The sequence below is a fragment of the Blastococcus sp. CT_GayMR19 genome (assembly GCF_004570385.1).
GTDB lineage: Bacteria > Actinomycetota > Actinomycetes > Mycobacteriales > Geodermatophilaceae > Blastococcus_B.
The window spans coordinates 64,021-75,933 of sequence record NZ_SPQL01000017.1 but is presented as its reverse complement, the minus strand read 5'-3'; the positions used below and the strand labels follow the sequence as shown (position 1 = coordinate 75,933).

Below are 11,913 nucleotides of genomic sequence, written 5' to 3'. Positions count from 1 at the left end.
CCGCCGGAGGTGCGTTCACCAGGAGATCCGCATCGGGCGGCCGCGGGTGTCCGTCCTGCCGTCGCCGACGCACTCGCCGCGCCCGTCGGCCAGCCGCTGCGCCGACCAGGCGGCCGCACACGCGTCCAGGGCGTCGACCATGGGGGTCCCGGCCGGCGCGTCGGCCAGCGCCGCCTCCACCTGCATGACGGCGCGCAGTGCGCGCAGCCGCTGGACCGTGCCGCGGGCGCTGCCTTTCCGGTCGCGCACGCCCGGTTCCAGGGCCCGGAACGCGAGCTCGGGGTGCACCTCGACCACCCGGTCCGTCGGTGGGTCACCCAGCGCATCGTCGAGGGAGCGGATGGCCGGCACCAGGTTCCAGGCCTGCACCGACAGCGCCTTTCCCGACGCGGCCCGGGACACCTCGCACGCCGTCCGGTAGTCCGCGCAGGCCAGCACCGGCCGCAGCGGCGCCGGGAAGACCGAACTACCCGCCCCGACCAGGAGACGCCGCGCCTCGACGTCGCAGGCGCGGACGCCGTCCTCCGAGAGCCCGATCGGCATGTCGATCGCGACGAGGTCGACATCGGGCACGGCCAGGACGGCGGCGGCGTCGGGGAGCGCCAGCAGGCTCACCGAGCGGCCGTCGAGGAGGGCGCCCACCCAGGCCCCGCGCCAGCCGTCCACCCCCAGCACCGGCACGGAGGGAGCCTGTCAGACTCGCCGCCGTGCGCGTCTTCATCGGTACCGATCACGCCGGCCTCGAGTTCAAGGAGCACCTGAAGCGGGCCCTCGCCGACGCCGGCCACGAGCCCGTCGACTGCGGCGCTTTCACCTACGACGCGCAGGACGACTACCCGCCGTTCTGCTTCGAGGTGGGGGAGCGGACCGTCGCCGAGCCCGGCTCGCTCGGCGTCGTCATCGGGGGGTCGGGCAACGGCGAGCAGATCGCCGCCAACAAGGTGCCCGGCGTCCGGGCCGCGCTGGTCTGGAACACCGACACCGCGCAACTGGCCCGCCAGCACAACGACGCGAACGTCGTCTCGATCGGCGCCCGCCAGCACAGCGACGAGGAAGCCACCCGGCTCGTCCTCGAGTTCCTGGGGACGCCGTTCAGCGACGACGAGCGGCACGTCCGCCGCATCGGCCTCATCACCGACTACGAGCGTGACCGGCACCGCCCGGCCGGCGGCCTGCCCACGCGCCCCTAGGAAGGGGAGCGTGGGCAGGGCCGTCACCTGTTCAGGACGGCGCCGAGGTCGGTCACCGCCGCGGCCTCGGCGTCGTGGATCGCGGCCAGGTGCCCGCTCATGCCGGCCAGCACCGCCGCGAGGCGCTCCTCGTCCAGCGGGGGCGCGTCGGCGTGCTCGGCCCGCAGCCGCCACAGCTCCTCGGCGGCCGCCGCCCGCTCCGCCGACCCCGCGTCGCCCTCGGCGACCGCTCCGGTGACCGTGGCGGTGAGGGTCCGCAGCCGGGCGATCGCCGGGACGTCGTCCGGCAGCGCCGTCTCGGCGAGAGCGTGCCAGCGGTCGGCGATCTCTCTCCACCGCGGCGCCTCGGCGGCCAGCCCCGGCTCGTCGAGCAGCACGGCGGCCTGCTCGAGTCCGTCGGCGAACAGCCCGCGCAGGTGCCCGCCGGCCATCCCGGCGGACTCGACGCCCTCCCACACGCTGGCAAGCGCCCGCAACAGCCCGCGCCGGTCGGCGAACACCGTCGGCCACCCCTTCGCGGCCCGGGGGTCGACGAGCAGCCGTGACCACTTCCGCCAGGCGGGCAGCGCGAAGGAGGTCGACGTCCCGCCGAGGTGGTCCTCGCCGGCCTCCAGCCCGGCACGCACCGCGGCGCGCAGCCGGTCGGCCGGCACGGCGGCGTCCGTGGTCCGGACGACGAGCATCGTGTTGCGGTAGCTGCCTACCCGGGCCCGCGCCCGGTCCAGGTCCGTGGCCGGCACGGTCAGCGGCGCCAGCGTGCGGTCGTCGACGTGCACACGACCCCCGGCCGCTGCGTAGGCGACGACCGGATGGCCGCCCTGTCCGTCGAGGAACGGCGGCAGGTTCCAGTAGCCGAGGTGGTAGCGGTCCGGCCAGACGATCGCCGGATCGCCGGCGGCCAGCGTCGAGGACAACGCCTCGGCCGCGCCCGCGGCGCCGCCAGTGCGCGCCCAGGCGACGTCCAGGCCCAGCCGATCGACCGTCGTGGCCAGCCGCCGGTCGAAGTACTGCCAGGAGTGGGTGAACCCGAGGGTGACCACGCGGCCGTCGTCGTGGGCGAACTCCCACAGGATGTAGCCGGCGCCGAGGCCGCCGCCGACGAGGAAGAGCAGCGGCTCGGTCAGCGGCCCGTCGGGGCCGGTGACCCCGCGGTGGGCGAGCACGTTGGTCAGGGCCGCCGTGTCCGGATCGACACCCCCGCGCAGAGCCCATCCGAGGTCTACGACGGGACCGGCGTCGACGGAGCCGACGACGTGGGCGCGGGCGACGGCGTAGCGCTCGCCGGTCCGTGCCATCCGCGCGCGCACGCGGGACTTGAGCTGCTTGGTCGTGGTCATCGTCGGACTCTCCCGGCTGCGCCCGCGGCGACGGCTCCACGCGCCGTGCGCCGCCGCAGCCGTGGCATCCGAACAGGTGAGGACGTCCGGGCCGTGCAGCGCCTCGAGGCTCTCGTAGTCCCCTTTGCCCCGCGTCGCCGGCCCGCGTGGAGGACCGGTCTGGGGTTGGGCGTGAGGCTCGCCGAGAGCACGATAGCCCCGGCGGCGCTGTCGCGCTGATCCGCGCAGCTGCTTCGTCAGATGGACGCCAGCCGCGCCTTCGATCGGCAGCCCCTCGGTCCGGCCGGTCTCCACGAAGCCGTGCCGCGCGTAGAGGCCGGGCGCCTGGAAGGTGAACGAGGAAACCACGATCCGCGTGCAGCCGCGATCACGGGCCACCTGCTCGGCGGCCGCCAGTAGGCGTGCGCCCGCTCCCCGGGCCCGTCGATCCTCCCGGACCAGGCCATCGCACGGCGTCCTCGCCCCGACGGGCAGACGATCGGAGCCGTCGTCCGATGCGATGAGGGCGCATAGGGCGGGGGGACCGGTCAGAACTCGTCGGGGCACCAGGGGGTCACCGGCCAGCCGAACGCGGTCGCCGCCAGGGTGACCGCGCCGGGGCTGACCTCGGTGACCCGGCCCGCCGCCTGCAGGGAGGCCAGCGAGACCCCGCCGAGGTAGGCCGCCGACAGCTCCTCGATGCCGAGGATCAGGTCCGGGTCGCGGTCGGTGCGCCCGCAGTAGGCGCCGGCGGGATGGCCGGACAGCCGCCACCGACCGGCGTTCCAGGGGCAGAACGGGTCGCGCACCTCCAGGACCAGATCGATCGGCGCGGGATAGCGGCGCGCCGCCAGCGCGCGGTCGACGTCGACGAGCCGGACCCACAGCGCGTCGACCGGACTGCGGTGCAGGGCGCGTGCGTCGGCGAGCAGGTGGACCAGTGGGTCGTCGGGTGACGACATCGACGCGCGCAGGGTGCGCACCAGGTCGACGGAGAGCAGGAGCCGCCACAGCGCCGCGTATGCCGGGGTGGTGGCGGCCCGCACCTCCTCGACGGTGATCGTCCCGTCGGGCTCACCGTGGCTGGTCCAGGCGCCCTTCACCCGGTAGGCGGCGTATCCGGTGACCTCGCCGTCGGGCTCGGTGTGCAGGAGGTAGGCCCGGGGAGGCGCGCCCTTGCGCTGGTCCTCGTCGTCCCGGAGCAGGCGGGTCCACCAGCGGTCGTCCCGCGCCAGGTTGCCGGGCACCGTGCGACGCAGCCGGTCGTGCAGCCCGACGACGGCGGACCGGTACTCCTCGACCGACACGAGGTCGACCCGGCCGGCGCCCAGGTCGACGTCCTTGCGCAGCCGCAGCCGTTCGGTGGCCCCGGTGAGCCCGCCGCGGAAGGTGGCGGGGGCGTAGCCGAACCGCCCGTAGATCGGGTGCTCCGCGGCCCACAGCGCGGCGACCGGCTCCCGCTGCTCCTCGTGCAGCTCGGTGAGCTGGCGGCGCATGATCGCCGTCAGGACGCCGCGCCGCCGGTGCGTCGGCGCCACGGTGACCCAGGTGATCCCGGCGCACGGCACCACGGCGCCCGGCACGGTGAGCACCCGCGTGTAGATGCCGGCGGTGGCGACGACGCGGTCGCCCTCCCACAGCCCCAGGGAGCGCTCGAGCTCGGCCACCGGCGGCGGCTCGTCGAGGTAGGGCCCGGTCATCGCGTCGCCGAACGAGGCGCTCATCGCGCCCCGCCAGGCACGCCATTCTTCCGGTCTCGCCGGGCGGAGCTGGGATTCGAGGTCGGCCACACGAGCTGTCTACCGGGCGGGTGCGACACGCGGCCACCGAGTTCGTCGATCGGCGCGGCCGGGGCTGCCGAAGTGTCGGCGTCCTGTGGTGTGCTGGCGCGACGTCGACAAGAGGAGTGGTCTTCGTGACCAGCGTGGTGATCGGACCCGCCGAGCAGCTCGACCCGCGGCTGCTCGAACACCGACGCGAGCTGACCGGCTACTGCTACCGCATGCTCGGCTCCTCCTTCGACGCGGACGACGCCGTGCAGGAGACGATGGTCCGGGCCTGGCGCGGGTTGGCCGACTTCGAGGGCCGGTCGGCGCTGCGCTCCTGGCTGTACCGCATCGCCACGAACGTCTGCCTCGACCAGCTGTCCGGCCGGTCACGGCGCGCGCTGCCGATGGACCTCTCCGGCTCGCCCTGGCAACCGGTCGAGTCCTCCCTCTCGGCGCGCCGTCCGCACACGGCGTGGGTCGAGCCGGTGCTCGACCGCTCGGTCCTGCCCGAGGACGGCGACCCGGCGGAGCGGGCCGTGGCCAAGGAGTCGATCCGGCTGGCGTTCGTCGCCGCCCTGCAGCACCTCCCGCCCCGGCAGCGCGCCGTGCTGATCCTCCGCGAGGTGCTGCGCTGGAAGGCCGACGAGGTGGCGTCGCTGCTCGACACCACCGTGGCGTCGGTCAACAGCGCGCTGCAGCGGGCCCGGGCGACGCTGGCCTCCGTCGGCGGCTCCCCGCCGCCACGGCCGCTGGACGACGACGCCCGCGACCTGCTCGCCCGCTACGTCGACGCGTTCGAGCGCTACGACATCGACGCGTTCGTGCAGTTGCTGCACGACGACGCCACGCAGCACATGCCGCCGTTCGAGATGTGGCTGCGTGGGCGCTCCGACATCGGTGCCTGGATGCTCGGTCCGGGTGCGGGCTGCCGGAACTCCCGGCTGGCGCAGGTGGATGCGAACGGCACCCCCGCGATCGCGCAGTGGCGTCCCCACGAGGGCGGCGGTCACGAGCCGTGGGCGTTGCACGTCCTGGAGATCGAGGACGGCCGCGTCGCCCACATCTCCAGCTTCCTGGACCACGGGACGGGCCTGTTCCGGCGCCTCGGCCTGCCGGAGTCGCCCGATTAGGCCGGCGTCGATGAGTTCGCCGTCGCCCGGGGGTCTGCACTGCAGGACCCAACGAAGGAGACGACCGTGCTCGCAGACAGCTCCGCCTACAGTGGCTTCTCCGTCGACGACCTGGATGCCGCCCGCCGCTTCTACGAGGAGACGCTGGGCCTGCGCACGTCGCCGCTCGGCATGGACGGCCTGATGCGGCTCGAACTGGGCGGCGGTGGGTTCGTGCTCGTGTACGCCAAGGACGACCACAGCCCCGCGACGTTCACGGTGCTCAACTTCCCGGTGCCCGACGTGGAGAAGGCCGTGGACGAGCTCACCGCTCGCGGCGTGCGCTTCGAGCGGTACGAGAACCCGCCCACCGACGAGATGGGCATCATGCGCGCCGGCGGGCCGCTGATCGCCTGGTTCACCGACCCGGCGGGCAACGTCTTCTCGGTGATCGACGAGGACTGAGGGCTGATCATCGCGGTTCCGGAGTCTGTTGACGCCGCTCCGTGGGCCGCGCAACCTGAGGCCATGACGACGGTCGTACGGCTTCCGGTGCGCGGTCAGTGGGCCTGGGACGTGCGCGGGGAGGGCCGCGCGGTCCGGATCTCCACGCACGTCGAGTCGGGGCTGGTGAACCTCAGCGTCTGGCGGCACGACACCTGTGTGGGCACGGTCCGCCTGCTGCCGTCGGAGGTGGCGAACCTGATGACCGGCCTGTCGGAGGGCCTGGCCCAGCTGGCGCGGGAGCCGCGCGAGGACGGTTCGGATTCCGAGGCCCGGCGGCTGCGGGAGATGGAGCAGCGGCTTGCCGTCCTGGAGTCGCTCGTCCAGGCCGGCGACCGACGGAGAGCGGTGCCGGCGTTCGTCGGCCGTGTCAGGGGAGCGGTGCGCGGCCTGCGGAACGGCGGTCCGGAAGCCCGCTGAGAGCGGGTGACCCGGACCGGCCGCGGCCGGACGCGCTACTGGTCCCGCACGTCGTCCGGGGCGGTCTGACTCGTCGATCAGCGAGGACTGGAGTCCTTGTCGCGGGCTCTGCCGGGGCGGACCATTCAGGTGGAGCCCGGACCGGTGAGCCTCGCCGAGGTCGCGGCCGTCTCCGGGGCCGAAGAATGGCGATGGCTCCTGAGGAGGTGGCGTCGTGAACGACGAGGAAGACACCCTGTACGCCGACAGCCCTCACTTCGTGTCGGAGATCATGCGCGGGCCCCGGGTGGTGGCCGCGGTCGACGGCTCGGCGGGCTCCCGGGCCGCCCTGCAGTTCGCCCTGGAGGACGCGGCGCGACGCGGCGTGCCGGTGGAGGCGGTCATCGCCTTCCGGCCGCCGGACTACTGGATGGACTTCAACGGGGTGGGCGCGGCGGAGGAGGAACGACTCATCCGGACGTTGGGGGCTCAGCACGAGGAGAAGGCGCGCGCCGTGCTCGAGGAGGTCACGCGGGCGCTGTCCGGACCGGTGCCCGAGGTGCACGTGCGGGCCGTCATGGGGACGCCGTCGGACGTGCTCATCCGCGAGTCGCAGGGCGCGGACCTGCTCGTTCTCGGCAGCCGCGGGCACGGTGGCTTCCACAACATGCTGCTCGGCTCGACGAGCATGCAGTGCACGATGCACGCCACGTGCCCGGTGACCGTCGTCCAGTCGCCCGAGGCGCATCGTCACCGGCTGAAGCTGCACCGGGAACGGCGCCGCGAGCGGGGGCCCGAGGCGCGAGCTCGTCGGCGCGGCACCGTGGGGGAGCGGTCGGAGGCGGGCGCCCAGAACTGAGTCGTGGCAGCCGCCGGTGCTGGCGTGTGCCTTTGGCATGTGGTCCGGATGGAACAGTGCCGCGCCCGGGAGGTTGCTCTGGCCTGCGCACCTGTGGAGTGAGTGACCGTGAACCGGCATGGCCAGCTTGGAAGGCTATGGCGCGGTGAGTCGTCCCGGACGGGGCGGACAACCCGGACTCGCTCCCCTTCTCCGCCAGCGTGGGCGGGCCGGTCCGGCGGGACGGTGGCCGCCGACGACATGTGCCCTGTATGGGTGGATTCCTTCACCGAGGCAGCGTCAGTCCGCGCAGTCGACCGCGACGGCGAAGGCTCCGCAGATCTGCCGCATGCGCGTGTCGGCCAACCGTCCGAGCCGCTCGACGAGGATCGCGACAGAGACGCTCTCGACCGAGTCCATATTGACCACGCAACGGCGGGGTACCGGGTCCTCGCCGGGCTCGAGCCCGACTTCGCTGACGAGGCCGCGGATCGTGGTGGTGCACGGTGCGACGAGTGCCCGCCGGTGTCGGGTGATCACTGCGTCGCGGGAGAGGACGACGACCGGGCGGCGCCCGATGTCGGACATTTCGCACCACCAGACCTCACCGCGCGTGGGCAGAGGAGTCACGACCGTGCGGCGGCTTCGCGGAACGAGGCCAAGTCTCCCCATTCGTCCGGTTCGTCGAGCGGGTGTTCGTCGTAGGCGGTGTAGCTCGCCTCGATTTCAGCTGAACGGTGGCGCGCCACCAGCGCGCGGAGCGCCTCGTCGATCATGACGGCGTCGGTGTCACCGGCTCGCACACGTCGCGCGGCTTGGAGGAGGTCTGCGTCGACGGTGGTTCCACCGCGACCGGACCACCGTCCGGCACTCGTCGGAGCGTGAGAACCGAGATCAGACCCGGCGCGGGACATGTGCCCGGTGCCGCAGCCAACGTGGCGCCGATGGCGCAACTCGTGCGGCCGGACCGCTAGCAACCCGATGGCTGGCCGTGGCATGGTGTGCGAGCGCTACCGCGTGATCTTCATGTCGGGTCAGGCGCCGACCAGCGACCGCCACTCCCTGTCGGCGAGCCGGTCGGTTCCGGCCCTCGCTGCCAGGCCGGCGGCCGCCGCGAAGGAACGGGACCGGACCTCATCCTGGTCGACCGTGGCGAGCACGCCGCCGTCCACCACCAGCCGACCGTCGACGTAGACCCGATCGACCTCGTCGCCGCGCTGGCTGTAGACCAGCGACGACACGGCCGCGTGTACCGGCGTCACGCAGAGGTTCGACATGTCGAGGACGACGAGGTCGGCGCGCTTGCCCACGTCCAGGGAGCCGATTGATTCCTGCAGACCCAACGCTCGAGCGCCGTCGATGGTGGCCATCTCGAGTGCTTTCTCCGCCGTCATGATCTCCGGGTCGCGATGCACGCCCTTGTGCAGGAGGGCGGCGAACTTCATCGCCTGGAGCATCGAGTGGTTCGACGACGACGCCGGGCCGTCCGAGGCCAGGCCCACGGTGATGCCGCGCCGCTGCATCGCCGGAACGGGCGCGAAGCCCGACCCGAGGTAGAGGTTGGAGCAGGGGTTGTGCGACACCTTCGTGTCCGACTTCTGGATCAGGTCGAGGTCCTGCCCGTCCACCTGCACGCAGTGCACGGCCAGCAGGTCGGGGCCGAGCAACCCCGTGTCGGCTGCAAAGGGGACGTCCCGAACCCCGAACCGACGGACGGACTCCGCGACGTCGAACGGCGACTCCGCCAGGTGCATGGTCACGAGCGCCCCGGTGCGGTCGGCCAGCGCGCGCGTCTCCCGCAGTGTCGCCTCGTCCACCGTCCAGCTCATGCATGGCGCCAGCCCCACGCTGATCCGTGAGCCAGGGACGTTCCATTCGCCGATGAGCCGCTCGGCGTCGGCCATGGCCACGTCCAGCGGCTGGATGAGCTCGGGCGGCGCCCCGACGTCGCTGCCGGCCGTCATGTATCCCCGTGCCATGACCCCGCGGATGCCGACGTCGAACATCGCCGCTGCCACAGCGTCGCCGAGGCCGGCCATCGGGTGCACGTACATGAAGTCGAGCAGCGTCGTCGTCCCCGTGGTCAGTGCCTCGGCGCACCCGTGCAGCGCTCCGGCGTAGCAGTCGTCTGGCGTCAGTCGCACCGCCGACGGGCCGGTCATCGTCAGGAACCAGTCGGAGAGGACCCGGTCGTCGCCCAGCCCCTTGAGCAGGGTCTGGAACAGGTGGGTGTGGGTGTTGACGAACCCGGGCAGCACCACCCGCCCGGAGCAGTCGATGACATCGGCGTCCGGGTGGGCGGCGAGCACCTCGGCCGTGGACCCGACGGCGAGGAGGACGTCGGTGAATGCCACCGCCCCGTCGGTCAGCACCCGCCGAGCGCCGTCCATCGTGATCACGGTGGCCCCGGACAGCACGGTGAGGGGAGGCGAATCGTCCTGGGCCGCGGCGGGGCTCGCGAGGTCGGTCACGCCGTCGGGCCGGCACTGGCCGGCGCCGCAGCTGCCGAACGCATCAGTTCCCAGACAGTCGCGGGCTTGAGCGGCGTACGGGTGACGGTGCAGCCGAGGTGCTCGATGGCGTCGGCGACGGCATTGGCCACCGCGGAGTGCCCGCCGATCGCGCCGCCCTCACCCATGCCCTTGACGCCCAGCGGGTTCAGCGGGGACTTCGTCTCCAGGTGCCCGATCTCCACGTCCGGGACATCGAGGCTGCCCGGGATCAGGTAGTCGAGGAAGGACGTCGACTGCGGCTGGCCGTCCGGGGCATACACGAGCTCCTCCATCAGCGCGCCGCCGAGTCCCTGGGCCACCCCGCCGGCGATCTGTCCCTCGGCGTTGCGGGGGTTGACGATGGTCCCGGCGTCGTTGACGACGACGTACCGGCCGACCGTCGTGACGCCGGTGTTCGGGTCGACCTCCACCTCGGCGATGTGGATCCCGTAGGAGTAGGGGGCCGCCATGTTCTCGAAGTACTGCACCGACTCCAGGTCCGGTTCCATCCCCTCCGGCCGGTTGCCGCCTGGGCTCGCCGCGGCCGCGATCTCGGCCCAGCTGACCCGCGTCGTCGGCACGCCCTTGACGTGCGCGTAGCCGTCCTCGAGCACCATGTCGGATGGGTCCGCCTCGACCAGGTGAGCGGCCAGCGCCAAGGCCTTCTCGCGCACCTTCGTCGACGCCATCACCACCGCGGTACCGGCCATGACCGCGTTCCGGCTGGCGTAGGTGCCCATCCCGTGGGCCAGTCGGCCGGTGTCCCCGAACACGACCTTGATGGTGTCGTGCGGCACCTGCAGCTCGTCGGCGGCGATCTGAGCAAGCATGGTGGCGGTGCCCTGGCCCTGCGGAGCGGCTCCGGAGTTGATCGTCACCTCGCCGGTCGGGTCGACCCGCACGCTGCCTCCCTCGAATGGGCCGGTGCCGGTCAGCTGGTGGTAGACGCAGATGCCCATGCCGATGAGCCGGCTCTCCTCGCGGGCAGCCTGCTGGCGTGCTGCGAAGCCTGCGTAGTCGGCCATGTCCAGCGCCCGCTCGAAGGCGGCCGGGAAGCTCCCGCTGTCCAGGATCACGGCGGCCTCCAGCGAGACCAGGCCGGTGTCGTAGGGCATCTCCTCGGGGGTGAGCAGGTTCTTGCGGCGCAGGTCGGCGCGGTCCACGCCGAGTTCGCGGGCGACGATGTCCAGCAGGCGTTCGCGTGCGAAGGTGGCCTCCGGTGCGCCGGCACCGCGGTAGGCCGACGCGGGGGCCTTGTTCGTGGAGGCGCAGACCGCCTCCACACGAAGCGCGGGCACCCGGTAGATGCCGCCGAGGCTGGTCCCGGCCAGGGATGCGTTCACCAGCCCGAGCGGTCTCTGGTACGCCCCGCAGTCGGTGATGTGCCGGGCTCGCAGGCCGAGGATCGTGCCGTCGTTCCGCAGGGCGATCTCCAGCTCGTGGATCTGCTCCCGGGAGTGGGCGATGGTCAGGAAGTGCTCGTTGCGGTCCTCGATCCACTTCACCGGCCGGCCGATCCGGCCGGCGGAGAAGGGCACCAGAAAGTCCTCGGGGTAGAAGTCGGCCTTGATGCCGAAGCCGCCGCCGATGTCAGGCGTGATGACCCGGATCGAGCGCGCGGGGACGGCGAGCATGCCCGCCAGGACGGTGCGCATGGTGTGCGGCCACTGGGTGGAGGCCCAGATCGTCATCTCGCCCGTGACGGCGTCGCGGTGCCCGACCACGCCGCGGGTCTCCATCGGGATGCCGGTGTAGCGCTGCATGTCCAGCCGCTTGCTGATGATCCGATCCGCACCGGCGAAGGCTGCCTCGACGTCGCCGCTCTCGTAGACCATCGTCGCCGCCACGTTGTCGGGGGCGTTCTCGTGCAGCACCGGTGCTCCGGGCTGGATGGCGGCGTAGGCGTCGACCACCGCCTCAAGGGGCTCGTAGTCGACCTCGATGAGCTCGAGGGCGTCCTCTGCCAGGTGCCGGCTCTCGGCGACGACGACGGCTACGCCCTCGCCGACGTAGCGGACGGTGTCGGTCGCCAGCGGGTACTGCGGCGCCGGGCGGAAGGACTCCGGGTTGTAGAAGAAGGGGATGCCCGGCGGGTCTGCGCCGAGCTCGGCGGCGGAGAACGCGTCGAGGACGCCCGGCAGTTCCCGGGCCGCGCGCACGTCCACCGACAGGATCCGGGCGTGTGCGTGCGGGCTGCGGAGCACCGCCATGTGCAGAAGGCCGGGGAAGCGGATGTCGTCGACGAAGGCGGCCTCGCCCCGCAGCAGCCGAGGGTCTTCCATGCGCCGGACGCTGG

At 72.8% G+C, this 11,913-nt stretch carries 12 protein-coding genes; 5 read left to right on the top strand and 7 right to left on the bottom strand.

Annotated features, from left to right (window positions below):
- Positions 1–15 precede the first annotated feature (15 nt).
- On the bottom strand, positions 16–681 hold the full coding sequence (locus tag E4P39_RS19135; RefSeq protein ID WP_135138178.1) for a DUF429 domain-containing protein: 666 nt from the start codon (positions 679–681) through the stop codon (positions 16–18).
- Positions 682–707: 26 nt separating this feature from the next.
- Between E4P39_RS19135 and E4P39_RS19130 the strand changes: the two genes are divergently transcribed.
- Positions 708–1,190, top strand: a complete 483-nt coding sequence (locus E4P39_RS19130) for a ribose-5-phosphate isomerase (RefSeq protein WP_135138177.1) — start codon at positions 708–710, stop codon at positions 1,188–1,190.
- 23 nt (positions 1,191–1,213) lie between these two features.
- On the opposite strand, the gene E4P39_RS22710 is transcribed toward E4P39_RS19130, so the two are convergent.
- Together E4P39_RS22710 and E4P39_RS19120 are read right to left on the bottom strand one after the other, a co-directional pair.
- Positions 1,214–2,527 (bottom strand): BtrH N-terminal domain-containing protein, encoded by a 1,314-nt coding sequence (locus E4P39_RS22710; RefSeq protein WP_245159960.1) that lies wholly within the window; start codon positions 2,525–2,527, stop codon positions 1,214–1,216.
- Positions 2,528–3,054: 527 nt separating this feature from the next.
- Positions 3,055–4,296, bottom strand: a complete 1,242-nt coding sequence (locus tag E4P39_RS19120) for a GNAT family N-acetyltransferase (protein WP_135138175.1) — start codon at positions 4,294–4,296, stop codon at positions 3,055–3,057.
- Positions 4,297–4,421: 125 nt separating this feature from the next.
- Here E4P39_RS19120 and E4P39_RS19115 point away from each other — a divergent pair, with 125 nt between their 5' ends.
- From E4P39_RS19115 to E4P39_RS19100, 4 genes are all read left to right on the top strand, one after another.
- The gene (locus E4P39_RS19115) at positions 4,422–5,405 is read left to right on the top strand and encodes a sigma-70 family RNA polymerase sigma factor (RefSeq protein ID WP_135138174.1); all 984 of its coding nucleotides are present in this window, start codon (positions 4,422–4,424) and stop codon (positions 5,403–5,405) included.
- Between the two features lie 66 nt (positions 5,406–5,471).
- Positions 5,472–5,849 carry a VOC family protein gene (locus tag E4P39_RS19110; RefSeq protein ID WP_135138173.1) on the top strand — a complete coding sequence of 126 codons (378 nt, stop codon included), beginning with the start codon at positions 5,472–5,474 and terminating at the stop codon, positions 5,847–5,849.
- A 63-nt stretch (positions 5,850–5,912) separates the two neighbouring features.
- Complete coding sequence (locus tag E4P39_RS19105) at positions 5,913–6,308, top strand: hypothetical protein (protein WP_135138172.1); 396 nt, start codon at positions 5,913–5,915, stop codon at positions 6,306–6,308.
- Positions 6,309–6,522: 214 nt separating this feature from the next.
- On the top strand, positions 6,523–7,146 hold the full coding sequence (locus E4P39_RS19100) for a universal stress protein (RefSeq protein ID WP_245159958.1): 624 nt from the start codon (positions 6,523–6,525) through the stop codon (positions 7,144–7,146).
- Between the two features lie 279 nt (positions 7,147–7,425).
- On the opposite strand, the gene E4P39_RS19095 is transcribed toward E4P39_RS19100, so the two are convergent.
- The 4 genes from E4P39_RS19095 to E4P39_RS19080 all read right to left on the bottom strand — a co-directional run bounded on the left by E4P39_RS19095 (position 7,426) and on the right by E4P39_RS19080 (position 11,899).
- Positions 7,426–7,797: a type II toxin-antitoxin system PemK/MazF family toxin gene (locus tag E4P39_RS19095; RefSeq protein ID WP_280790877.1), complete on the bottom strand. Its 372-nt coding sequence runs from the start codon at positions 7,795–7,797 to the stop codon at positions 7,426–7,428.
- Positions 7,752–7,901 carry a hypothetical protein gene (locus tag E4P39_RS19090; protein WP_280790876.1) on the bottom strand — a complete coding sequence of 50 codons (150 nt, stop codon included), beginning with the start codon at positions 7,899–7,901 and terminating at the stop codon, positions 7,752–7,754. Before E4P39_RS19090 ends, E4P39_RS19095 begins: the two co-directional genes overlap by 46 nt.
- A gap of 258 nt (positions 7,902–8,159) precedes the next feature.
- Positions 8,160–9,596 carry an amidohydrolase gene (locus E4P39_RS19085; protein WP_245159956.1) on the bottom strand — a complete coding sequence of 479 codons (1,437 nt, stop codon included), beginning with the start codon at positions 9,594–9,596 and terminating at the stop codon, positions 8,160–8,162.
- Positions 9,593–11,899 carry a xanthine dehydrogenase family protein molybdopterin-binding subunit gene (locus E4P39_RS19080; RefSeq protein ID WP_167761976.1) on the bottom strand — a complete coding sequence of 769 codons (2,307 nt, stop codon included), beginning with the start codon at positions 11,897–11,899 and terminating at the stop codon, positions 9,593–9,595. Before E4P39_RS19080 ends, E4P39_RS19085 begins: the two co-directional genes overlap by 4 nt.
- Between the last annotated feature and the right edge of the window lie 14 nt (positions 11,900–11,913).

Bases quoted from the DNA above. Each gene is read 5' to 3' on its own strand.
- E4P39_RS22710 (WP_245159960.1), bottom strand. From the start codon at position 2,527: ATGACCACGACCAAGCAGCTCAAGTCCCGCGTGCGCGCGCGGATGGCA.
- E4P39_RS19105 (WP_135138172.1), top strand. From the start codon at position 5,913: ATGACGACGGTCGTACGGCTTCCGGTGCGCGGTCAGTGGGCCTGGGAC.
- E4P39_RS19095 (WP_280790877.1), bottom strand. From the start codon at position 7,797: ATGGGGAGACTTGGCCTCGTTCCGCGAAGCCGCCGCACGGTCGTGACT.
- E4P39_RS19090 (WP_280790876.1), bottom strand. From the start codon at position 7,901: ATGATCGACGAGGCGCTCCGCGCGCTGGTGGCGCGCCACCGTTCAGCT.
- E4P39_RS19080 (WP_167761976.1), bottom strand. From the start codon at position 11,899: ATGGAAGACCCTCGGCTGCTGCGGGGCGAGGCCGCCTTCGTCGACGAC.